19 protein-coding genes are annotated in these 22479 nt (G+C 60.4%); 13 read left to right on the forward strand and 6 right to left on the reverse strand.

The window, feature by feature from the left end; translation table 11 throughout:
* Window positions 1-4 precede the first annotated feature (4 nt).
* From ACOYXI_RS15810 to ACOYXI_RS15850, 9 genes are all read left to right on the forward strand, one after another.
* On the forward strand, window positions 5-817 hold the full coding sequence (locus ACOYXI_RS15810) for a M90 family metallopeptidase (protein WP_027612913.1): 813 nt from the start codon (window positions 5-7) through the stop codon (window positions 815-817).
* A gap of 112 nt (window positions 818-929) precedes the next feature.
* Window positions 930-1457, forward strand: a complete 528-nt coding sequence (ppa, locus tag ACOYXI_RS15815; RefSeq protein ID WP_008052339.1) for an inorganic diphosphatase — start codon at window positions 930-932, stop codon at window positions 1455-1457.
* A gap of 223 nt (window positions 1458-1680) precedes the next feature.
* Window positions 1681-2427: a S24 family peptidase gene (locus ACOYXI_RS15820; protein ID WP_027612915.1), complete on the forward strand. Its 747-nt coding sequence runs from the start codon at window positions 1681-1683 to the stop codon at window positions 2425-2427.
* Between the two features lie 508 nt (window positions 2428-2935).
* A complete protein-coding gene (locus ACOYXI_RS15825) occupies window positions 2936-3856 on the forward strand; it encodes a restriction endonuclease (RefSeq protein WP_461675041.1) in 921 nt (306 codons plus the stop codon).
* 185 nt (window positions 3857-4041) lie between these two features.
* The gene (locus ACOYXI_RS15830) at window positions 4042-4623 is read left to right on the forward strand and encodes a DarT ssDNA thymidine ADP-ribosyltransferase family protein (protein ID WP_098965796.1); all 582 of its coding nucleotides are present in this window, start codon (window positions 4042-4044) and stop codon (window positions 4621-4623) included.
* Window positions 4620-5264 (forward strand): type II toxin-antitoxin system toxin DNA ADP-ribosyl transferase DarT, encoded by a 645-nt coding sequence (gene darT / locus ACOYXI_RS15835; RefSeq protein ID WP_096796317.1) that lies wholly within the window; start codon window positions 4620-4622, stop codon window positions 5262-5264. The genes ACOYXI_RS15830 and darT overlap by 4 nt, the downstream gene beginning before the upstream one ends.
* Window positions 5261-6346: a type II toxin-antitoxin system antitoxin DNA ADP-ribosyl glycohydrolase DarG gene (gene darG, locus ACOYXI_RS15840; protein WP_223007250.1), complete on the forward strand. Its 1086-nt coding sequence runs from the start codon at window positions 5261-5263 to the stop codon at window positions 6344-6346. Before darT ends, darG begins: the two co-directional genes overlap by 4 nt.
* A gap of 173 nt (window positions 6347-6519) precedes the next feature.
* The gene (locus ACOYXI_RS15845) at window positions 6520-7080 is read left to right on the forward strand and encodes a hypothetical protein (RefSeq protein ID WP_223007251.1); all 561 of its coding nucleotides are present in this window, start codon (window positions 6520-6522) and stop codon (window positions 7078-7080) included.
* A 15-nt stretch (window positions 7081-7095) separates the two neighbouring features.
* Complete coding sequence (locus ACOYXI_RS15850) at window positions 7096-7530, forward strand: hypothetical protein (protein ID WP_047296849.1); 435 nt, start codon at window positions 7096-7098, stop codon at window positions 7528-7530.
* 23 nt (window positions 7531-7553) lie between these two features.
* On the opposite strand, the gene ACOYXI_RS15855 is transcribed toward ACOYXI_RS15850, so the two are convergent.
* The 6 genes from ACOYXI_RS15855 to ACOYXI_RS15880 are packed head-to-tail and all read right to left on the reverse strand — an operon-like array spanning window position 7554 to window position 17739.
* On the reverse strand, window positions 7554-8366 hold the full coding sequence (locus ACOYXI_RS15855; RefSeq protein WP_041064922.1) for a YfaP family protein: 813 nt from the start codon (window positions 8364-8366) through the stop codon (window positions 7554-7556).
* A 3-nt stretch (window positions 8367-8369) separates the two neighbouring features.
* On the reverse strand, window positions 8370-9989 hold the full coding sequence (locus ACOYXI_RS15860; protein ID WP_461675042.1) for a DUF2300 domain-containing protein: 1620 nt from the start codon (window positions 9987-9989) through the stop codon (window positions 8370-8372).
* 1 nt (window position 9990) lies between these two features.
* Complete coding sequence (locus ACOYXI_RS15865; RefSeq protein ID WP_461675043.1) at window positions 9991-14565, reverse strand: alpha-2-macroglobulin family protein; 4575 nt, start codon at window positions 14563-14565, stop codon at window positions 9991-9993.
* Complete coding sequence (locus tag ACOYXI_RS15870) at window positions 14562-15212, reverse strand: DUF1175 domain-containing protein (RefSeq protein WP_139054454.1); 651 nt, start codon at window positions 15210-15212, stop codon at window positions 14562-14564. The genes ACOYXI_RS15865 and ACOYXI_RS15870 overlap by 4 nt, the downstream gene beginning before the upstream one ends.
* Complete coding sequence (locus ACOYXI_RS15875; protein ID WP_461675044.1) at window positions 15197-16909, reverse strand: DUF2138 domain-containing protein; 1713 nt, start codon at window positions 16907-16909, stop codon at window positions 15197-15199. Before ACOYXI_RS15875 ends, ACOYXI_RS15870 begins: the two co-directional genes overlap by 16 nt.
* Window positions 16910-16947: 38 nt before the next feature.
* The gene (locus ACOYXI_RS15880) at window positions 16948-17739 is read right to left on the reverse strand and encodes a YfaP family protein (RefSeq protein ID WP_096796324.1); all 792 of its coding nucleotides are present in this window, start codon (window positions 17737-17739) and stop codon (window positions 16948-16950) included.
* 281 nt (window positions 17740-18020) lie between these two features.
* On the opposite strand from ACOYXI_RS15880, the gene ACOYXI_RS15885 reads away from it, so the two are divergent.
* The 4 genes from ACOYXI_RS15885 (at window position 18021) to dxs (ending at window position 22395) form a co-directional block, all read left to right on the forward strand.
* Entirely contained in the window at window positions 18021-19166 is a 1146-nt protein-coding gene (locus tag ACOYXI_RS15885; protein WP_461675045.1) for a Fic family protein, read from the forward strand.
* Window positions 19167-19278: 112 nt separating this feature from the next.
* Window positions 19279-19521 carry an exodeoxyribonuclease VII small subunit gene (locus tag ACOYXI_RS15890; protein ID WP_003228627.1) on the forward strand — a complete coding sequence of 81 codons (243 nt, stop codon included), beginning with the start codon at window positions 19279-19281 and terminating at the stop codon, window positions 19519-19521.
* Complete coding sequence (gene ispA, locus ACOYXI_RS15895; RefSeq protein WP_461675046.1) at window positions 19518-20405, forward strand: (2E,6E)-farnesyl diphosphate synthase; 888 nt, start codon at window positions 19518-19520, stop codon at window positions 20403-20405. Before ACOYXI_RS15890 ends, ispA begins: the two co-directional genes overlap by 4 nt.
* A 91-nt stretch (window positions 20406-20496) precedes the next feature.
* On the forward strand, window positions 20497-22395 hold the full coding sequence (gene dxs / locus ACOYXI_RS15900; RefSeq protein WP_247840993.1) for a 1-deoxy-D-xylulose-5-phosphate synthase: 1899 nt from the start codon (window positions 20497-20499) through the stop codon (window positions 22393-22395).
* Window positions 22396-22479 lie beyond the last annotated feature (84 nt).

Below are 22479 nucleotides of genomic sequence, written 5' to 3' on the forward strand. Positions count from 1 at the left end.
TCCGATGTGGTCACTGAGCGCCTGGCGTCGCCGGCGCATTCTGGCCAGGCACCCGATTGCCGACGACCTGTGGCAACGGGTGCGCCATCACCTGAGCTTTCTCGACGGCATCAGCGCCGCCGAAGACCAATGGTTGCGTGAAGCCAGCGTGCTGTTTCTCGAAGAAAAACACCTGACCGCCCTGCCCGGTGTCGAACTGCATCAGGAACAACGCCTGCTGCTCGCCGCCCAGGCCCAGTTGCCGTTGCTCAATCTGGGCGATTTGAACTGGTATCAGGGCTTCCACGAAATCGTCCTCTACCCCGACGACTTCCTCAGCCCGCAACGGCATCGCGATGCCAGCGGCGTCGAGCACGAGTGGGACGGCGAGCACAGCGGCGAAGCCTGGCAACAGGGGCCGATCATCCTCGCCTGGCCGGGGGTGATGGCCAGTGGTGGCTGGGAAGGCTACAACCTGGTGATCCACGAACTGGCGCACAAGCTCGACATGCTCAACGGCGACGCCAACGGCCTGCCGCCGCTGCACGCCGACATGCGCGTCAGCGACTGGGCCGAGGTCATGCAACACGCCTACGATGACCTCAACCGCCAGCTCGACCGCAATCCCGATGCCGAAACCGCCATCGACCCGTACGCCGCGGAAAACCCGGCGGAGTTCTTTGCGGTCACCAGCGAATACTTCTTCAGCGCTCCGGATCTGCTGCACGCGGCTTATCCACAGGTCTACTTGCAACTGCAGCTTTTCTACCGGCAGGATCCGTTGGGCAGGCTGCGGCAACTTCAGGCCACAGACCCGGTCTATCAGGCGCACGAGTAAGCGCTGCACGACTTCTGGTACGTGGCGTCGACGTAGGAATATGCCTATAATCGCCGCCACTTTTTGGTCAATCCGGCCAAGTGTTTTTGGTCAACTACGGGGGCAACGCCCAATGAGCTACAGCAAGATTCCGGCTGGCAAAGACCTGCCGAACGACATCTACGTCGCGATCGAGATCCCGGCCAACCACGCGCCGATCAAATACGAAATCGACAAAGACAGCGATTGCCTGTTCGTTGACCGTTTCATGGCCACCCCAATGTTCTACCCGGCCAACTACGGTTACATCCCGAACACCCTGGCTGACGACGGTGATCCCCTCGACGTGCTGGTTGTGACCCCTTACCCGGTTGCTCCAGGCTCGGTGATCCGCGCGCGTCCAGTCGGCATCCTGAACATGACCGACGACGGCGGCGGCGATGCCAAAGTCATCGCAGTCCCACACGACAAGCTGTCCCAGCTGTACGTCGACGTGAAGGAATACACCGACCTGCCACCGCTGCTGATCCAGCAGATCGAGCACTTCTTCGCGAACTACAAAGATCTCGAAAAAGGCAAGTGGGTCAAGATCGAAGGCTGGGCTGGCGCTGATGCCGCTCGCGACGCGATCACCAAGTCGGTTGCTGCCTACAAGGGCTAAGCGCCGGCTGGCTGCATGATGCTTGAAGAAAACCCCGGTTGATCCGGGGTTTTTTGTGCCTGAGAAACGCCGCTTTAAACAGTGTGTTTATCGCGGACTACAGAAAAGTTTCGAAGTGAGTGATTTCCCACAAACACGCCTTACATCCAGTCGCAAAATACAGGCTTTTTTTGAACAGCCGGTTTATTCAAACCGCTCTGGCACGGCCGTAGACTCGGTGTTTATGAGAAAGAACACTAGCGGTCCAAGATTCAAGGCACTCCTGGAAGCAGCGAACATCACCACCACGGGATTCGCAAAGTTCTGGGGCACGGAAGCCCAAAACATTCATAACTGGTACACCCGGGGCGTCCCGGCGTATCGCATGGAGGAAGTCTCACGCCTGCTCTCGGTCAACAGCGAGTGGCTGAAAACCGGCGAAGGCAGCAAAGAGTCACCCCGCCTGCAAACGCCTGCCAGCAACGGCGACACCTTCGACGCGCAGTCCGTCAACGGCGTCTATTCCATCATCAACCCCAACGACATCGAACTGCCGTTTTTCAAGGAAACACCGCTCAGCGCCGGCGCCGACAAAACCCACGTCATCCTCGACCCCGAGCAGACCGTCCGCCTGCCCCGCGCCCATCTCGCCCAACTGGAAATCCGCCCAAGCGACGCCATCTGCGCGCACATGATCGGCAACAGCATGGCCGAGCGCATCGAAGACGGCTCCATCGTCGGCATCGACCGCGGCCTGACCCAGGTGGTCGACGGCGAAATCTACGCCATCGAACACGACGGCATGCTGCGCATCAAATACCTGCACCGCATGCCCGGCAACGCCCTGCGCCTGCGCAGCCACAACAGCGCCGAATACCCGGACGAAATCTTCCGCGCAGCGCAGATCGATGAGCAGCGCATACACATTCTGGGCTGGGTATTCTGGTGGTCGACCCTGGGCAAACGCCGACCGGTGGTACCTTTTCTCTGATCGGATACGGATCTTCAACCCTGCACCACCCCTTGTGGGAGCGAACCTACTCGCGAAGAGCCCCCGAAAATCAGTACAAATTACGATTTTTGCCCGCCGCGGTGGCTCTATTCCGCACTTGAGACTGGGAATCCCCGACAAAACTCAGTATCCTGCGCCCCACATTTGCGCATCGACCCGCTCCCGCGGCTCAGATGACGCCTGACGCGGCAGACCAACGTCTGACCAAGTCCCACAGCCGGACGCAGATCCGGGTGTACGTTTTGAAGGCTGACGCGGTTTACCAAAAATAAACCAAGCCAGTCCCCGAGAAGCCGGCCACAAGCCGGCTTTTTAATGCCTGCTAAAAAATATCCTATTCGGCCTTTCGGCATATAAATGAGCCGAGACACGGCGACTTACGCTTTTACCGCACCAGCGCTAACTCGCGAAGGCATCCTCAGCGAGCGTTAATTTATACTCGCCCGCCAGTCAGTTAAAAAACACCCATCAGCACAGGGATGCGCCCATGTCCGTTCCAACCTACGATCAGTTCATTGAGCCGATCCTGCGTTTTCTCGCTACAAAGCCCGAGGGCGCTATTGCTCGGGACGCGCACGAAGCAGCAGCGAAAATGCTGCAACTGACCGAAGCACAGCGCGAAGAACTGATCGCCAGTGGCCAAGCTACCTACAAGAACCGATCAGGTTGGGCGCACGATCGTCTCAAGCGTGCAGGCCTTTCCAGCAGTGCCAAACGCGGTTATTGGAAGTTGACTGATGCAGGCCTGCAGTACGCCAAGGAGCATGCATTTCCACTGTCGGCCAAGGATGTGGAGCATTTAGCAATCGGTTACATGAATGTGAAGCTGAAGGTCGCGCCTGATGCCGAGCCACTGGATGACCAACCAAATGTAGAGCCAGATTTGGCCTCCGCCACCGAAAGCCCCGACGACCGACTGGAGCGAGCGCTAAAAGAATTGCGCGATGCCACGGCGGCCGACCTTTTGGATAACTTGCTGCAAGTCAGCCCCAACCGCTTCGAAGTGATCGTGCTGGATGTGCTTCATCGCCTGGGTTACGGCGCCAGTCGTAATGATCTGCAACGTGTCGGCGGTTCCGGTGATGCCGGCATCGACGGCATTATTTCGCTCGATAAATTGGGGCTGGAAAAAGTTTACGTTCAGGCCAAGCGCTGGCAGAACACGGTTGGCCGGCCTGAACTGCAGGCGTTCTACGGAGCGCTCGCGGGGCAAAAAGCCAAGCGAGGCGTTTTCATCACAACGTCCGGCTTCACGGCGCACGCTGTCGACTTCGCCAAATCGGTGGACGGGATTGTGTTGGTAGACGGCACGCGGCTGGTGCATCTGATGATGGATCATGAGGTGGGCGTGACATCGCGCTTGTTGCGGCTGCCGACGCTGGACCGCGATTACTTTGATGACGAGTGAGATCAACGGTCTTGCTGACGGATCCTGCTAACCAATTTCCATGTTGAGCTTGTGGCCAAAAATGATGGCACACTAGAATCACACCAACTGTTCTACCAACCCCCACGGATCGAGGGTTACATCAGCACGGGGCGAGGCCGGGACTGAATTCAGTTTAGGTTGATGTGCAGGTCAAGGAGACCACTATGTCGGACGTTAAAAGCATCAAGGATCAGAAGCTTCTCTACCATCTCACTTCAGTTGAAAACCTGGATGGGATTTTCAGGGATGGCTTGAAACCTCGCGCCGGCCTCTCGGGTTTCAAAGACGTCGCAGATGCTGAAATCCTGAAAAAGCGGCAGGCTCTGCAGCTCGACAACTACGTCCCCTTCCACTGGTTTGCGAAGAATCCATTTGACGGAAGCGTTCAGCGCAATAGGCCAGAGGCACAATTTGTGTTGATCTCGGTCTACAGATCAACAGCCAAGCAATACGGCTGGAAAGTCATTCCACGCCACCCGTTAGCGGGCGACTCAATACAGCTACTTGATTACGAACAGGGTTTCGAAGCCATCGAGTGGGATGTCATGAGCAGTCGCGATTACCTGGATCCTCATTGCAAAAGCATCTGCATGGCAGAGTGTCTCGCACCGGGGATTGTTAAACCTGATGCCTTCTTCAAAATCTTCACCCCCAGCGAAGAAGTTGATGCACTTTGCGTAGCTAAATTACAGGCGGCCGATGTTAATGTGCAGACCAGCGTGAACCAGAGAATGTTTTATCAATGATCTATACCAACCTGAATCCAGAGAAAGCTCTGATTTGGCGTATCGTCCATCGCGATAACCTGCCCTGGATTCTGGACAACGGTCTGCATTGCGCAAACTCGGAAGCAAAGGCACCTCAGTACGTGAATATCGGCAACGTCGACTTGATCGACAAACGCCGTTTCCGTCAGGTGCCTATCGCACCCGAAGGCGTACTGGCCGACTACGTGCCCTTCTATTTCACACCCTTCTCGGTGATGATGCAGAACATTCACTCTGGCTGGAGTGTTCAACAACGCGGCAATGACGAGATCGTGATTCTGGTCTCAAGCCTCTATCGCGTTGAAGAGCTTGGCCTACCGTTTGTCTTCACAAACGCTCATGCCTACCCGAGTTGGACAAACTACTACAGCGATCTGGCGAATCTCGACCAGATCGATTGGTCTATCCTTCAACGGCGCGACTTCAAGCGCGATCCTGACGACCCTCGCAAAATGGAGCGTTATCAGGCTGAGGCGCTGATCCACCAACATTTACCGATTACGGGACTACTGGGCATCATGTGCCACACCGATGCAATGAAAGTACGCATAGAAGCAGACGTGGCCGTTAGAGGCTTGACGTTGCCGGTCCATGCGCGTCCCAAATGGTATTTCCAATGATCAGATTCACCCAAGGCAACCTGCTGGAAGCCAAAACTGAAGCGCTCGTCAACACGGTGAATACCGTGGGTGTAATGGGTAAGGGCATCGCACTGATGTTCAAGGAACGCTTTGCGCAGAATTACCGACTATATGCAGCCGCGTGCAAAGCCGGGGATGTCGAAACCGGCAAAATGCACGTGACTGCCACCAACGAACTCGATGGACCGCGCTGGATTGTGAATTTCCCCACCAAGCGCCACTGGCGGTACCCGTCGCAAATGGCATGGATAACTGAAGGCTTGCATGATCTGCGACGGTTTCTGCTTGAAAACGATGTGAAGTCCGTCGCCGTTCCTCCGCTGGGCGCTGGTAACGGTGGTTTGAAGTGGCCTGAAGTGCGCGAGCAGATTGTAGAAGTGCTCGGTGACTTGGATGTCGACGTATTAGTGTTCGAACCCTCCAGTCAGTATCTGAATGTCGCTAAGCGCGATGGCGTTGAGCAACTCACTCCGGCACGCGCACTGATCGCTGAACTGGTCCGGCGTTATTGGGTTCTCGGCATGGAATGCAGCCTGCTCGAAATTCAGAAACTGGCTTGGTTTCTTGAACGCGCAATCGAGAAAATTCCAGGTACTGAGAATCCGCTGAACCTCAAATTTGTCGCTCATAAATTCGGCCCGTATGCCAATCGATTGGAGCATCTGCTGAACAATCTGGATGGCAGCTATCTACATTGCGACAAGCGCATCAGTGATGCTGGAATCACCGATGTCATTTGGTTTGATCAAGATCGCAAAACGTTTTTGCAGACCTACCTCAAGACCGAAGCTAAGGAATACTCTCAAGCTTTAGAGCGGACGGCTGAATTGATCGATGGTTTTGAGTCACCTTTCGGCATGGAGTTGCTGGCGACCGTTGATTGGTTGCTGATTCGGGAAAGGATTGCTCCAACCGTTCCTGCGGTACGTATAGCACTGAAGAACTGGGATGGTGGGTCCGGAGCTGCGGTGCGTAAAAACAAGTTATTCGATGATCAGGCACTAGGAATCGCGATCACTCGTCTGACATCCAGCAGTTTCAGCCCGGAAATAGCGGCCTGACATCGTTATGAAATGGGGCAAAAAGTACTTGCCCTCTTACCGCGCCCTGACTGAAACGTGCATCGCAATAAGCCATTAGCACATCCGCCCTAATTGCCCCGCGCCCGACCTCACCACTAAATTTCCATTCTGTTTTTGTGCATTACAAAAGCGCCAAGGAATGGAGCAACACCATGTCGTCGTTTTTCAAACTCAATCAATCCGTTGTTCTACTGACCGCACTCCTGACCGCTACCTCTTCAGCCATGGCAGAGGAGCAGAAGCTTGTTGGTGACTGGTGGATCATTTACGGCAACGGTATTCCCCACAAGAACATCATGTATGTCGCCGACAGCACTTCAGTCGTGCCGTCGAAGCACACCAAGGGGGCCAAGTTGGTCGCCGTGACGCTGGTCTATGAGGAACCCGGCAAACCGATGATCGATGCCTACAACCTCGAAGTTCAGTGTTCGACGAACAAGGTCCGAATGCTCAATGGCCAGTCGGTTGATCGCATCGCTTACATGATGCGCAACTTGAAAGTTAACGACCAATGGCAGCAGCCGAAGGAGTTCTGGGTGCAGCGCACCAGCGAGTTTGTTTGCTCACCCAATAAAAAGGACATGATTGCGCTGGGCAAGATGGAGTACCTGCAGATGATTCAGGGTATGCAGCAGATGTTCTTCAAACTGGCGCCGATTCAGGAGAAAGGCCAGATGATGGACAACCTCGACTCGATCCTGGGCAACAAGTAAGCGGCGGGAATCACGATGAACCCATGGACTAAAACGTTATTGGCGCTGCTGATAACGCCCGCTGTTTTGCTGATCAATGGTTGCCACTTGATTGCCCAGTCGCGCTGGGAAGGACGCGATGTTCAGGAAGCGCTCGATCTGTTCGGCAAACCCGACTCGATGAAAAAACAGACCGGGGCCAACGGCGAGAATCTGGCTGTGCTCACCTGGTACAAATCGTCCAGTTGGACCACCACGGAAGCGGCCGGTACTTCAATGAATCACACCGGTAACGGCATGGTTTACACCGAGTATTACCAGACGGTCGGCCACAGTTCCGATTGCAAACTCGAAGCCACCGTCAACAAGGCGAAAAAGATCGTGCTGTTCAGGATCGAGGACGGAAAGATCATCCACGGCAAGTGCATCAACGTGCCGTTCGTGCCTGGTTATATTCCGCCTGGTTTCTAGTGCAACCCTGAGCAGGCTGCTGCTCAGGGATAGCTGAACGACTTCACCAGCGTCAGTTCACCCACCGCCCGCATCGGCACCACAAACGTCTCCATTTTCTCGCTTGGCGTGCCTTCCTCGGTAATCACCGTCACCTGCGCCGTGGTCAGCGGCTGCACCGCCTCCTCCCCGCCTTCATCATCCCCCCGATACCCCCCGCCGAAGTAGTTCACATACACCAGATACTGGCCCTTGATCGGCGCCGGCATGGCGAAGATTTCCGGGCCGTAGCCGGTGGTGACGTCGACGTCGAGCGCGGCGCCATTGGGTGCGACGCGGTCGCCGTACCAGATGTGCGCGCCGTCGGGGGTGATCAGGTGCAGATCGAGGTCGGTGCCGTCGCTGTCCCAGGAGAGCAGCACGCGCAGTTTGGCCGGGGTGGCGCCGCCGCTGGCGTTGAGGAATTGGGTGCGGTGGCGTTGCTGGCCGTCGGGGCTGCGCACTTCGACGCTGTTGCTGCCGTTGGGGAAGGAGAACGGGCGGTCGAAGCGGCCACTGTCGTCGATTTTCAGCGGCATGCTGACGCCGTTGACGATCAGTCGGCCCGGTTCCTTGTTCTTGGGGGTGGCTTTGATTTCGCCGCTGATGCGCGCGGTGTTGGCCTGGCCGACCGGGGTGTTGACCGAAGAGGCTGGGTAGTTGACGGTCTGGCGGAAGTTCTCGCCTTCGCCCTCGGGCGCGCCGGTGCGCCAGCCGCCGACCGGGGTGTCGAGTTTGACGCTGTCAGCGGCCATTGCCATCGGCCATGCATTGAACGCGCAGAGCAACAGCAAGACCTGTGGATAACGGAGTGTCATGGTCTATTCCAGCAAGAGGTGACGGGCGAGCCCTTCGATGTAGGTTTCATCCTGGCCATTGGGATGTGCTTCAAAGGCCAGGTGCAGGTATTCGTGAGTCAGGTCGAGGCGATCCTGCAGGGTCAGCACGCCGCGCACGTAAATGCGCTGGCGTTCGCGATCGACAAACGGGCGGCCGAACGCCAGTTTGCACACGGCGAACGAGCTGACTTCGTTGTAGCCGGTTTCGCTTTCCAGCGTCGGACGCCAGCCGCGGCGCTGCTTTTGCAGCCAGTCTTGCGCGGCGGGCAGTGCTTCGCAGGAGGCGACCGGGTTGTCCCAGCGGCTGAGACTGGCGCGCGGGTAGGCGTGCAGCAGAATCGCGTCGTAGCGCTGGCCGGCGTTGGCCTGCTCGACGGCTTGTTGCCAAGCGAGTTTGTCCGGGCCGGGTTGATCGGAGTGATAGGTGACGGTGCTGCCGGCCAGCACCAGATCCGCTGTCCATGCGGCGATGTTGCGCGACTCGGCGGAAGCTGGACGCGGAGCGACGCGCTGACGGTTGCTGCTGTCGTCGATGCTCAGGCAATCGCCGTTGCGCGTGGCGTTTTGCAGCAGATAGGTGCGGATCGCCACGGCCAGTGCCTTGGCAGCTTCGGCGGGTTCAGGTTTGGCTTCGCGCTCAAGGACGCGGGCGACGTATTCTTCGCGATCAAGTCTGGCGACCAGTTTGTCGTCGAGCAGAAACAGCTCACCGGCGCTGTGGATATCCAGCGCGTTGCCGTTGGCGAATTCGACGCGGTAGTCGCCCTGCAATGGGCCCGAAGTCACCACCCGATCACCGGCCAGAACCAGGGAAACGGGATAACGCGAAAACAGACCGACCTCAACGCAACGCCCTGCTTCCGCCGGCCACGATGTGGGCAGCACCGTCGCCAACGCCTGCCCGTAATGGCGCAAAACCATCTGACTGGTGCCGCGCCCACCAGCCCAGATCGGCGAGCCGTCCGCCGTCCAACCGGCAAAACCACCCTGGCGCGATTGCGGATCCTGATCGCCGAGCCAGCTCCAGGTCTTAACCCGCAGGCGACCACCCAGTTCGCCGACGACATTGCCGTCCGCCGCATTCAGCACGACGTCGAGCAACACGCGGCGCATCTGCTCCTGCGCTGGCAGCACCGACAACACCTTCAGCAAGTCCGTCACGGAAACCCGAGTAGCCGGTTGCACGGTCGGCAAATCCAGCAACCACGACGGCGCCTGCCGCACCTGCCAATAGGTGCGCCAATCGGCAGCAGCGATGCCCAATCTCGCCGGCTCAAAGTACAAGCCGCAGGATTTGACCAACGCCTGATCGCGCTCGATCTTGCCGCCCGCCGAGCAGCAATAAACCTCTTCCTTTGACTGCCCGCGACATTCATACGCCGGCTCGCGCGCACCGGTATCCACCAGCCACGCGTAGACGAACAATTTCCACAGACTGCCCAGCGGCGTATCCAGCGTCGACGGCAAGGGCTCGCGGGCGATCAGTTGCGTGTGATTCAACGACAGCAACTCGCCCTTGTACGCCAGCCGCAGCGGCTCATCCTGCGCCGTCGCCAGCGCAGGCATCACACACATCAGCAGCCACAGCAGCGGCCGGTTCATGTCAGTTGACCGTGACCTGACCGAGGGCGGCTTTCGCTTCCCGGGCCTGATGCTGCGGCGCGTAGACCTGAGTGAAGCGCACCGGCGGCAGGTTGAACTGACCCTTCTGCGAGAACCGCACCAGATGGCGCAGACGCAATTCGCCGCTCAGCGCATCCACCGGCACCGCATAAGCCAATTGCCCTGGTTCGAAGCGCGCCTTTTCCAGCGCGGTCGGCTCGGTGCCGTCCTTGCCCTGCAACTTGATGCCCCAGGTGGTGCGCTCGACGTCGGCGCCCGGTGGCAGCGGCACCTCGAGCATGCCGTAGCGCAGCGGTTTCGGCGCCTTGCTGGTGAGGATCACTTCGTCCAGGTACAGGCTGTCACTGGACAGCGGTTTGCTGCCGACCGGCTCCAGTTTGAAAGTGAACGCTTCGTCGCCCGGCACCAGCCGCGACAAACGGCGGGTGATAGTCACGGCCATTGGATCGACGGCCGGTTGCTGGGTCTGGAAGCTCAGTGCCGCCCGCAACGGTCGCTCCTGAGTACCGGACACCGACAACACATTCGGCACCGGCGTCGCCCCCTGCCAGGTCCAGAACATCTCACCGGTTGCGCCGTAGTTTTTCTTCCAGCCTTCACCCGGCAGCAGCGCGATGGTCGGCGAGGCCTGGGCGATGCTGCGTTGCAACCAGCTCAGCGCCAGGGCGCGTTCGAGGGTCGATTGCTGTGGCAACAGACGTTGCAACAACGCCGTCGCCCGCGCTTGATCAAACGGTTGCAGCGACAGGTTCAGCGCTTCGGCAAACGGCTGCGAACTGACCGCCAGACGCTGTTGCGCAGCGCCAACCTGACGGTTGAATGCCTCCGGCAACGCAACTTTCGACTGCGTGGCCAGCGACGCGGTCAACACCCGCGCCGCCGCCAGACCGAGCGCCGAATCCGGGTCGCTCATCACCAGGCTGTCTTCGCCGTCGTCCATCAGGGTTTCGGCATTGCCCTCACCGGCCTTGGCCAGATCGTCCATCAAACCGCTGAGCAGGGTATTCACCGGCAGGTGCATCTGCTTGGCGAACGACAGAATCAGTGCCCGCTGCAGCAGCGGCGTGTTCGGCGCTTGCTTGGCGTAGACCTCCAGCACTCGCTGCCAGTGCTCCGGTGGCAAGGTCAGTTCCAGCACCTGACTGGCGTTCCAGTCGGCGTAGTAGGCGTAAGCGGTGAGGAACGCGTCCGGCTCGCCGTCGAAGCCCCACCAGGTGAAGCTCGCCGACGGCCCGGCCATTTGCACCAGACGCAGGCGGCTGTTCTGCATGATCAGGCGCAGGCGATCGCGGATCTGCGGGCTCGACGCCAGCGACGGATAAGCGATGCTCAGCGGCAGCAAACGGCTGGCCGTCTGCTCGACGCCGCCGTACGGGTAGCTCAGCAGATCGTCGAGCGCGGAACGGAACAGCGCTTGCGGACTGTCATCCAGACGCAGACGAATGTCCGTGGCGTCGGCCGGCAGGCTCAACAGGGTGTCGCCGCTGGCCACGTCGAGGCTCTGGGTTTGCGTGACTTGCCAGCCGTCACCGGTCGCGCTCAGGCGCACGGCGAGGGCGTCAGCGGTTTTGCCGTCCTGCACCAGCTCGGCGGTCCACTCACCCGTCGCCAGCGCAAACGCTGGCAGTGGCACGTAGTTGATGCCGTTGTTCAGGGTCACCGGCAGGCGTTGTTCGGCGCCAGCGTAATGCGTGACCAGCTCAGCCTTGACCGGTTTTTCCGCCTGGCTGAAGGCGAACACACCGAGTTGCGGCTGATCGCCCTTGCGGAATTTGCTCGGCCCGCTCCACTTCAGGTACAGCGGTTTTTCCGAACGGACAAACTGCTTCTTCTGCCCGACCTGGCCGTCGTCGGCGATAGCCCGGGCGGTGATGCGCCAGCGGGTCAGCGAGTCCGGCATCTTGAAGGTGAAACGGGTTTTGCCGTCGGCACCTGTGAGCAATTCCGGCTGCCACGCGGCGGTGTCGACGTCTTCACGACGTGGGCGCTCCAGCACTTTCACCCCACGTTCGCTGCGGTTGGCCTTGCCCGGCGCGCCGGGGCTGCCCGGCAACGCCACGTCGTAACTGATGAACGACAGGCTGGCGCTGGTGCGCACATTATTGCGACGCGGGTGGTAGAAGAACTGGTCGATGGTCGGTGCGACTTCCGGTTGCAGCGCGTAGACCATTTCATCGACGACGCTGACGGTCAGATGCGCCGGGACCGCTTTGCCGGCGAACTGCGTGGTCAGGTCGACGGTGACGGTATCGCCCGGCAGATACACCGCTTTGTCGGTGCTGATCGCCACGTCGATTTGCGGGGCAATCACTTTGATCCCGGCGTTCTGGAAGCTGTACTGCCCGCCCTTGGTGTAGAGCACCGAGAAGGTCAGGTTCGGCGCGAAGTTGTCCTTCACCGGAATGCGCGCGCGGTATTGGGTGTCGCTGAGTTTTTCCAGTTTCAGCCAGTCGCCGCCCTTGGCCAGCAACGCAGTGGCTTCGACCTTGTCGCGCTCCAGCGACAGCAGAGCATCGCTGACAGGCTCCGGGAAGGTGATCAGTGCCAGCGCTTCATCGCCGGCCTTGTACTCGGGCTTGTCGAGGACGATTTCCACGGTGCCCGGCACCGCTTTGACGCCGTCGCCGGTGACCGAATGGCCGGTGGCGCCGAGGACGCGACCGTGTTGATCTTTCAGCGTCAGGTTGTAAGTACCCGGACGCTCGAAGGCCAGACTAAAGCCTTTGTCAGTCGCCGCGAGTTTGCCTTCGCCAGTGCTCTGGTCTTCCAGACGCACCCAGCTGTAGCTGCTTGGGGTCACCGCTTTGCTCTGCTCGCTGCCACCTTCGTTGGCGTAGCTGAACGCGACTTTGTCGTTGACCGCACTGAAGCGTTGCGGCGCGCTCAGGCGGAAGCTCGCGGCGCCACGGTCGATGAGGATTTCCTTGGTGGTCTTGACCCGATACGCCGCGCCATCGCTGGCAAACACGGTGAGCATATAGCGGCTCGGCTTGTCGGCGGCCGGCAGGTCGAGGCTCGCATTGCCTTTGCTGTCGGTGGTCAGTTCGGTGCTGGTCAACTCCACCGGGAATTGCCCGAGGTATTGCAGCTCATTGTCGACCATCGACAGTTGCTGGGCACGCAGGCTCAGGCTCAGTTTGGCGTTGGCCACCGGTTTGCCGTCCGGGTACAGCAGCACCAGACTGCCCTTCACCGGCTCGCCGGTGCGGTAATCCTGCTTGGCCAGATTCAGCGAAATTTCGAAGTGCGGCTTGATGTACTCGGCTACGCGGAAGGCGCTGCTGTAGGCCTGATCCTTGTAGTTGAAGCGGATCTCGTAACCACCGGCCACAGCGTTGTCCGGCAACTGGAACCGGCCCTGGGTGCCGGCCTTGGAATCGAGTTTCAGGTCGAGGCGTTGCAGCTCGGTGCCGGTGGCATCAAGCACACTGACGTTGACGTCAGCAGCGCCCGGCAGCACCGAATCCCGAGCATTCTTGAACTCGCGACCGACGATTTTCAGCGACACCCAATCCCCCGGGCGATACAGCGGTCGGTCGGTGAACGCATAGAGTTTGGTGTCGTAGATTTCGCTGTCGTAATAGAAGTTTTCCGAGACGAACACCCCGCCCTCTTCGTCCTCGCCAATCACGAACGAACGCTCGGGGCTGACGTGTTTCAGCCGCAGCAAACCATCGGCATCAGTGGCACCGCTGCTCATCACGCCGAGGCCGTCAGTCCACAGCACATTGACCTTCGGCACCGAACTGCCTTCGTGTTTGCGTGCGGCCCAGACCAGCAATTCATCGCCGGCAATTTTGCTCACCGCCACGGTGTTGGAAACGAACACCATGGTCGTCGCGCGGTACTTGCCGATCAGCGCTTCGACCAGGTACAGGCCCGGCTTCAGGTTGCCCAACGGGATGTACACGTTACCCGGCGCAACGCTGACGAACTCGCTGGAAGACCCGGCCAGATTGACCCCGGCCGGCGGCTGGATCGGTTTGGCCTGCCACAGCGGATAACGGAACTGGCTGACCACCGGCAGACCCGGAATCAGCGCGAATTGCGGCTGCGCGTCGTACGGCGTCGGCGCGGCGATGGCGTTGCCCATCTTCAGTTCCGGCACTTCCTCGGTGACCTGCTTGCGCGACTCGTAGGAGAACGCGCGCTGCATCACCCGCCGCGATTTGCGGTACCAGTTGTCCCACAAGTACGCGAGGGTGTTGGACAGGCCTTCGCCCTTGAACTGACCGTCGCTGACCACGCGGTGCAGGTTCTTCTGACGTTTGAGGAAATCCAGCGGCTTGTCGATGCGATACACGCGAATGTCGGCGCCGCCGTAAGGCTCCATGCGGAAACGACGATAGTCCCGGCCCGGCGCTTCGAGACGGACCATTGCCTGCTCGTCGGCGGCGAAACTGCTGTCAGCCAGCAGGAAGAAGCTTTCACCGGCGACCGGCGTGTAGCCGCTCGGCTCCACCGAATCTTCAGCGTTGACGGTCGCCAATGGCAGCAACAGCGCCAGCAGCAGGGGAATTCGAGCGCAGAGTCGCAGCATGCGGGCACCGGTCATTGGGAGAGAAAGTTCAGTCGATAGACGCCGATGAAGTTGGGGTTGGCTGCGTCGGGTATCCATCGGGTGTCCTTCCATGTCATGAGTTGCTGCAGGCTTGCCGAACGCATGCCGTTGTCAGTGGGGGTGGTCGTGCCGGTGTGATAGGCGATGTAGCGGCCCATCCAGATCATCAGGTGCTGGTCGTCGCCCTGATCGAAAAACATCAGGTCGCCGGGGCGTGCCTGGGACACGTCGCGGCTGACCAGATGGCTGTTGAACTGAATCAGTTTGATCGCGTTGACGTACGGCCCGACCTTGCCGCCGCCCTGCTGCCATTGCTGGGCGAGCTTGCGCTGCTCGTCGCTGAGCGTCAGCTCCGGCGGCAGGTAGCGATTGGACAGGCCATTGCTGCGCAGCCACTTGTCGTCGTGGACTTTCAGCGCTTCGTTGGCGGCGAAACGCACAAGGCCTGCGCAGTCCTGCTGATACCAGCGCGGGCTCGGGCCCTGGCTCAGTTGTTCCTGAGCGATGCGCACGAACCAGGCGCGGAACACCTGGGACTGCGCCGGATCCAGCGCCGGCGTTTCGACGGCTCGGGCGCCCGCGCTGAGCAGTAGCGCGAGCAGGCCGAGGCTGCGGATCAATGCCGTCACAACGCTTTCCATTCCAGCGGCAGCCATTGCCAGTGTCCGTCAGGCTCGCTGCCTTCAGGCAGGGTCAGGGCGTATTTGCCGTAGCCGCCGAGGGTGCGCAGTTTCGGGATCAGGTAGGTTTGCGCGGCGTTGTAGAACACCGGCTCCATGTCCTGCGGCAGGCTGTCGAGGGTTTCCTGCTGCATTAGTTGCGCCATCGAATCCGGGCCGAAGTAGATCGGCATCAGCACATCCTTCGGCAGCACGTCAGCCATCGGCGGGAAGCGCTTGTCGAGAGTACCGAGAGCCTTGTCCACCAGTTTGTCGTCGAGGGAAAACAGCAGCGTCGAACCGTGACGGGCGAGGCTGACTTTCATGAACGCTTTACCGCTGATCGCATCCGGATTCTCGGCAGTCTTGGCGGCGTACGGGCCGAAGTTGGAGCTGACCTGACGCTGCCAGACATGACTCTGGCCTTCCTGTTTCTCGACCACCGGGAATGCGTGTTCATCGACATTCGTCTCGTAGGCGCCCACCATCGAACCGAACAACGTGCCCAGATCGCCATCGAGCTTGCCGCTGTCCTCGTCCTTCAGGCTGGCAACCAGCAACGGCGTGTACAACCGCGAATCGGCGTACCAGCACAGGCCCGCCGCGCCAGCCACGTGTTCGGTGAGTTTCTGCGCCACCGCTTCGTCGGCGCCGAGTTTCACCAGCAGCGGTTTCTGCGGTTCGGCCGCCACCGGCAAGGTCACGCAGGCACTGGCGCCCAGCGGCATGGCTTGCCACACCGGTTTGAAATCGAAGTCCGGCTGATTATCCAGTTCGTCCATGGCGAGGTAGCTGTGCCAGCCCTTGTCGTCCATGTCGAAACGCAGCCCGGCGAAGTTCGGGATGAAGCGCTGATAGCCCATCGCAAGGACGCTGGAATTGACCGACAGACGCTGTTTGATCTCCGGCGCCTTGGCCGGTAGACCGAAAGCCTCGGGGAACAGTTTGTCGCCGTTGAGCAGCGCTGCCAGCGCTTGTGGCGAGACGTGCCCGGACTCCTCGGACTCGCCGTTGGCCGGGTCGTAATATTTGTTCGGGTTGGACAGCACCACCAGTTTGTCGCCGCGCGACGCGAACAGCAGCGATTTGCTGGCGTTGTAGCTGAGCTGGTACAGCGGCACTTCGTCGCTGCCGACCTTGAGGCTGCCGAAGACGCTGAGTTGCGAATCGTCCAGCGCCACTTTCGCCAACGGTTCGAGCAGTTTCGCCAATCCGCCGCGATCCATCACCAGCAGGAAATCCTTGAGCCGGCCATCCGCACCGCGCCACAACGCGACGTCGGCCGGTTGATCGAAAAGCTGTTCGATCAGGCTGTCCTGCAGCTTCAGGTCGTGTTCGTAGATGATCCGGCGCAGGCTGCCGATCAGCCCCAGGCGATCGGCGTGGGTTTCGTAATAGAAGACGAAATCCTCAGTGAGCGTAGCCTTGAGGAACGGCACCGTCAGCAGGTCCTTGGGCAACTGGCTCAGGGAGCGGGTTTCCAGCAGTGCGTCCGGGCGGCTCAGGCCGAGCTTGTCGCTGGCAAGTGCCGCCGCCGGCACCTTGGGCTTGTGCAGGAGCCAGCCAAGACCACCGGCCACCCCGGCTACCAGGACCAGGCCGATCAGCAGCGCCGGCCAGCGCCGGGAAGGTTGGCCGGCAGGTGTCGGGACGGCCGGAGAAGCAGCGTTATCACTCATGTTCACAAAACCCGAAGTTCATCCGTGGAGCGGGATGCTTAATAGTTGAAAGTCTTGACCAGCAGCAGATCACCGATCGCCCGCAGGGGCACGATGAACGTTTCGCGTTTTTCGTCGACCGTGTTTTCGTTGAGCACCAGCGTGATTTGCGAGGTGATGACCTCGTTCTGATTGCTGGCCTCCTCGAAGTTATAGCCGCCGTCGCCGAAGTTGCCCCAATAGTTGACGTAAACCAGATAGGTGCCATGCAGCGGCGCGGTCATGGTGAACATTTCCGGGCCGGGGCCATCGACGCCATCCGGATCCAGACCGCCACCGTTGGTCAACGCCGTATGGGCGAAAAACGCGTGCTGGCCGTCCGGGGTGATGATGTGCAGGTCGAGCTCGGCCTTGGGATCGTCCCAGCCGAGCACCACACGGATCTTCGCCGGGGTGCGCAGGTTGTTCGCTTCATAGAACTGCACGCGCTTGAGCGACTGGCCCTCGGCACTGCGCACTTCGACACTGTTGGAACCCGCGCCGAACGCATACGGCCGGGCGAATCGCCCGTCATCGTCGGTGTACAGATTCAATGGATTGCCGTTGACCGCCAGCGTGTGCGGCCCGCGCTGATTGCCGATGGCCTTGAGCTGGCCCTGAATCATCGTGCGATTGCGCTGAATGCCGCGATCGATTGGCGGCGTGGGGTAGGCGACTTGCGGGTTTTCACTGCGATCAAGCAAGCCGTTATAACGCCAGCCACCGGATGGTTCCGACAGCTCGGCAGTCGGCGCTGCCAGCAGCGCAGGCGCGCAGGCCAAACCGATCAGCAGCCAAAGAAATGAACGCATGTAATGCCTCCTGCCATGCCTGAACGAAACCTTGCACCCGATCCTCGGTACTTCACAGCGGTGGAAACTGCGTTTCGTCTGAAAGACCCCGTGACTAGCGGGTCGTAGAAGGCGCGAAGATTAGCGATTCGGCAGTTTTTTAACAATCGGATACATCTGGATTTGCGGTGGGAATCACGCCGTAAAGTAGACGGTGAGCCGAATAGCCGTCATATTCGGCTCACTAAATGAGCCGAATAGCATTTCTATTCGGCTCACGCCCCTATTACAGGCAGTAACCGATGACCACTCAATGGATCTGGCAGCAGCCGGATTGGCCCGACTTCAACTGGCAGGCAGAACGTCTGGCGCCGCTGCTGCGTGAATGCGTTCAGGCACAAGGCCAATTGATGGGCATGGCTGGATCCGTGGGCAACTCCCTGAGCGCTCAGACCGAACTCGACGCACTGTTGCAAAACATCGTGACCTCTTCGGCCATTGAGGGTGAACAGTTGAATGTCGGCTCGGTGCGCTCGTCATTGGCTCGACGCCTGGGGCTGGAGTTGCCCGATAGCGATAAAGTCAGTCAACGGAGCGAAGGCCTGGCCCAACTGATGCTCGACGCCACCCGGCGCTTCGCTGAACCACTGACGCTGGAGCGATTACTGGAATGGCATCGATGGCTGTTTCCGGATCAGGAAAGCGACTTCACCGCAAGGTCGATGCATGTCGGTGCGCTTCGCGGTGACGAACCGATGCAGGTAGTTTCCGGTCGTCTCGACCGTCCCACTGTGCATTTCGAGGCCCCTGCGCGCCAAGGTCTCGAACGGCAGGTGGATAAATTTCTCACTTGGTTCGAGGCCAGCCAGCATCAAACAGCGCTGGATCCGTTGCTGCGTGCTGGCATTGCGCATTTCTGGTTTGTCACGCTGCATCCGTTTGATGACGGCAACGGTCGCCTGACTCGGACCATCACCGATCTGGCGCTGGCGCAAGGTGAAGCCCAGGCGATCCGCTTTTACGCGATGTCGGCCAGCATCCTCGATGACCGCAACGGCTACTACCGAGTACTCGAGGCCAGCCAAAAGGCCACGCCGGACGTCACCCAATGGCTCACCTGGTTTCTGCAGACTCTTTTACGCAGTCTGCAGCAAGCCATCGCGCGTATCGAAAGTGTGCTGGGTAAAACCCGCTTCTGGCAGGCGCACCGTGAAACCGAACTGTCGATGGAACAGAGTAAAGTGCTCAATCGCCTGCTCGACGGTGGAGAACGAGGCTTCGAGCACGGCATCAGCGCGGCACAGTATCAAGCGGTGGCCAAGGTCTCGAAAGCCACGGCAACCCGCCATCTGGCGGAACTGCTGGAAAAGGGCTGCCTGCAAAGAATGCCGGGGGGGGGACGGAGTACCCGCTACAAAATCAATTACCCGGGCGATTCCTCAAACTGACCACTGGCGTCTGTAGTGAGGGGATAAGGGTCGGCCGCGCCCCGCTCATTTGCCCATAAACCCCCTATCTGCTAGTGTCGCGCCGGTTTAACGTCAACCGGAAATCGCCGCCATGGCCCGCAAAAAAGCTGCACTGGATTTCGAACAGTCCCTCGCCGACCTGCAAACACTGGTCGAGCGTCTGGAGAACGGGGAATTGTCGCTGGAAGACTCGCTGACCGCTTTCGAGCAGGGCATCGGCCTGACCCGTGACTGCCAGGCAGCGCTGGCCCAGGCCGAGCAGAAGGTGCAAGTGCTGCTGGAGCGCGATGGCGAACTCGCCGAGGAACCCTTCGACGCGGAACAGCCAGAATGATTGCGGAGTATTCGGCGACCAGCCAGGCGCGGGTCAATGCAGCACTGGAAATCCTCTTCAAGGCTCCGCTGCCGGAGCTATCGCGCCTGTATGAGGCGATGCACTACAGCGTGATGATCGGCGGCAAACGCGTACGTCCGCTACTCGCCTACGCTGCGTGCGAAGCGCTGGGCGGCAAGGCTGAGCAAGCCAACGGTGCGGCTTGCGCGGTGGAGCTGATCCACGCTTATTCGCTGGTGCACGACGATTTGCCGGCGATGGACGACGACGATCTGCGTCGCGGCCAGCCCACCACCCACAAGAAATTCGACGAAGCCTGCGCGATTCTCGCCGGTGACGGCTTGCAGAGCCTGGCCTTCAGCGCCCTGCTCGACCCGCGCCTGAGCAGCCTCGACGCTGACATCCGTCTGCAACAGGTCACGGCGCTGGCGCACGCGGCAGGCCCGGCGGGTATGGTCGGCGGTCAGGCCATCGACCTCGGCTCGGTCGGCCTGAAGCTGGATCAGCAAGCGCTGGAGCAAATGCACCGGCACAAGACCGGCGCGTTGATCGAAGTCAGCGTCAAGCTCGGCGCCCTGGCCAGCGGCCGCGCCGAGCAGGATCAACTCAAAGCCCTGCAGACTTATGCACAGGCCATCGGTCTGGCCTTCCAGGTACAGGACGACATTCTCGACGTCGAAAGCGATACCGAAACCCTCGGTAAACGCCAGGGCGCCGACATCGCTCGCGACAAACCGACCTACCCGGCCTTGCTGGGGCTGGACGCCGCCAAAGCCTACGCTCTGGAACTGCGCGATCAGGCCCTGCACGCGCTGCGACCGTTTGACGCGGCAGTCGAGCCTTTGCGCGACCTGGCCCGGTATATCGTCGAGCGGCGTAACTGAACGCCAACCTGCCAAAAAAGACCAACGCGTGGGCAGGGGGCGATGCATCAGGTAAACTGCCGCATCTTTTATACCTATAACGATTCGCCTGATGCCCACGACGTTTCATGAGATTCCCCGCAAGCGCCCGACCACGCCCCTGCTCGACCGCGCGAACACGCCGGACGGCCTGCGCCGGTTAGGCGAAGCCGAGCTGGAAACCCTGGCCGATGAGTTGCGCCTGGAATTGCTCTACACGGTCGGCCAGACCGGTGGGCATTTCGGTGCCGGCCTGGGCGTCATCGAGCTGACCATCGCGTTGCATTACGTCTTCGACACCCCGGATGACCGGTTGGTGTGGGACGTCGGTCATCAGGCGTATCCGCACAAGATCCTCACCGGTCGCCGCCAGCGCATGGAAACCCTGCGTCAGAAGGACGGCATCGCCGCCTTCCCGCGTCGCGCCGAGAGCGAATACGACACCTTTGGCGTCGGCCACTCCAGCACCTCGATCAGCGCAGCGCTGGGCATGGCGATTGCCGCCCGCCTGCAAAACAGCGATCGCAAGGCGATTGCGGTGATCGGTGACGGCGCGCTGACCGCCGGCATGGCCTTCGAGGCGCTGAACCACGCGCCGGAAGTCAACGCCAACATGCTGGTGATCCTCAACGACAACGACATGTCGATCTCGCGCAACGTCGGTGGCCTGTCCAATTATCTGGCGAAGATTCTTTCCAGCCGTACTTACGCGAGCATGCGTGAGGGCAGCAAGAAAGTCCTGTCGCGCCTGCCCGGCGCCTGGGAAATCGCCCGTCGCACCGAAGAATATGCCAAAGGCATGCTGGTTCCCGGCACCCTGTTCGAAGAGCTGGGCTGGAACTACATCGGCCCGATCGACGGCCACGACCTGCCGACCCTGATCGCCACCCTGCGCAACATGCGCGATCTGAAGGGCCCGCAGTTCCTGCACATCGTCACCAAGAAAGGCAAAGGCTTCGCCCCGGCGGAAGTCGACCCGATCGGTTACCACGCGATCACCAAGCTCGAACCGCTCGACGCCCCGGCCGCTGCGCCGAAAAAGGCCGGCGGGCCGAAGTATTCGGCGGTGTTCGGCGAATGGCTGTGCGACATGGCCGCGGCTGATCCGCGCCTGGTCGGGATCACCCCGGCGATGAAGGAAGGCTCGGACCTGGTGGCGTTCAGCGAACGTTTCCCGCTGCGCTACTTCGACGTGGCGATTGCCGAACAGCACGCCGTGACGTTCGCCGCCGGCATGGCCTGCGAAGGCGCAAAACCGGTGGTGGCGATCTACTCGACATTCTTGCAACGCGGCTACGACCAGTTGGTGCATGACGTCGCGGTGCAGAACCTCGACGTGCTGTTCGCCATCGACCGCGCCGGTCTGGTGGGCGAAGACGGCCCGACCCACGCCGGCAGCTTCGATCTGTCTTACCTGCGCTGCATTCCGGGCATGGTCATCATGACCCCGAGCGATGAAAACGAATTGCGCAAAATGCTCACCACCGGCCACCTGTACAACGGCCCGGCGGCGGTGCGCTACCCGCGTGGCACCGGCCCGAACGCGACCATCGACAAGGATCTCGAGCCGATCGAAATCGGCAAGGGCATCGTCCGCCGCCAGGGCAGCAAAGTCGCTTTGCTGGTGTTCGGCGTGCAACTGACCGAAGCGCTGAAAGTCGCCGAGAAGCTGGATGCGACCGTGGTCGACATGCGCTTCGTCAAGCCGCTGGATGAGGCACTGGTGCGCGAAATCGCCGGCAACCACGAATTGCTGGTGACGATCGAAGAGAACGCGGTCATGGGCGGTGCCGGTGGCGCGGTCAGCGAGTTCCTGGCGCGCGAGAATATCCTCAAGTCGATGCTGCATCTGGGCTTGCCGGACATTTACGTCGAACACGCGAAACCGGCGCAGATGCTGGCCGAGTGCGGGCTGGACGAAGCGGGAATCGAAGCTTCGATTCGTGAGCGTCTGGAACTGCTCAACAAGTAACACGCAATACCCATGTGGGAGCGGGCTTGCTCGCGAAGGCGCCGGTTCAGTCGATGATGAGTTGACTGAACCGGCGCCTTCGCG

Source organism: Pseudomonas sp. G3-19, from assembly GCF_054855875.1.

Coding starts and splice junctions, on each gene's coding strand:
- ACOYXI_RS15810 (WP_027612913.1), top strand. CDS start 5: ATGTGGTCACTGAGCGCCTGGCGTCGCCGGCGCATTCTGGCCAGGCAC.
- ppa (WP_008052339.1), top strand. CDS start 930: ATGAGCTACAGCAAGATTCCGGCTGGCAAAGACCTGCCGAACGACATC.
- ACOYXI_RS15820 (WP_027612915.1), top strand. CDS start 1,681: ATGAGAAAGAACACTAGCGGTCCAAGATTCAAGGCACTCCTGGAAGCA.
- ACOYXI_RS15825 (WP_461675041.1), top strand. CDS start 2,936: ATGTCCGTTCCAACCTACGATCAGTTCATTGAGCCGATCCTGCGTTTT.
- ACOYXI_RS15830 (WP_098965796.1), top strand. CDS start 4,042: ATGTCGGACGTTAAAAGCATCAAGGATCAGAAGCTTCTCTACCATCTC.
- darT (WP_096796317.1), top strand. CDS start 4,620: ATGATCTATACCAACCTGAATCCAGAGAAAGCTCTGATTTGGCGTATC.
- darG (WP_223007250.1), top strand. CDS start 5,261: ATGATCAGATTCACCCAAGGCAACCTGCTGGAAGCCAAAACTGAAGCG.
- ACOYXI_RS15845 (WP_223007251.1), top strand. CDS start 6,520: ATGTCGTCGTTTTTCAAACTCAATCAATCCGTTGTTCTACTGACCGCA.
- ACOYXI_RS15850 (WP_047296849.1), top strand. CDS start 7,096: ATGAACCCATGGACTAAAACGTTATTGGCGCTGCTGATAACGCCCGCT.
- ACOYXI_RS15855 (WP_041064922.1), bottom strand. CDS start 8,366: ATGACACTCCGTTATCCACAGGTCTTGCTGTTGCTCTGCGCGTTCAAT.
- ACOYXI_RS15860 (WP_461675042.1), bottom strand. CDS start 9,989: ATGAACCGGCCGCTGCTGTGGCTGCTGATGTGTGTGATGCCTGCGCTG.
- ACOYXI_RS15865 (WP_461675043.1), bottom strand. CDS start 14,565: ATGACCGGTGCCCGCATGCTGCGACTCTGCGCTCGAATTCCCCTGCTG.
- ACOYXI_RS15870 (WP_139054454.1), bottom strand. CDS start 15,212: ATGGAAAGCGTTGTGACGGCATTGATCCGCAGCCTCGGCCTGCTCGCG.
- ACOYXI_RS15875 (WP_461675044.1), bottom strand. CDS start 16,909: ATGAGTGATAACGCTGCTTCTCCGGCCGTCCCGACACCTGCCGGCCAA.
- ACOYXI_RS15880 (WP_096796324.1), bottom strand. CDS start 17,739: ATGCGTTCATTTCTTTGGCTGCTGATCGGTTTGGCCTGCGCGCCTGCG.
- ACOYXI_RS15885 (WP_461675045.1), top strand. CDS start 18,021: ATGACCACTCAATGGATCTGGCAGCAGCCGGATTGGCCCGACTTCAAC.
- ACOYXI_RS15890 (WP_003228627.1), top strand. CDS start 19,279: ATGGCCCGCAAAAAAGCTGCACTGGATTTCGAACAGTCCCTCGCCGAC.
- ispA (WP_461675046.1), top strand. CDS start 19,518: ATGATTGCGGAGTATTCGGCGACCAGCCAGGCGCGGGTCAATGCAGCA.
- dxs (WP_247840993.1), top strand. CDS start 20,497: ATGCCCACGACGTTTCATGAGATTCCCCGCAAGCGCCCGACCACGCCC.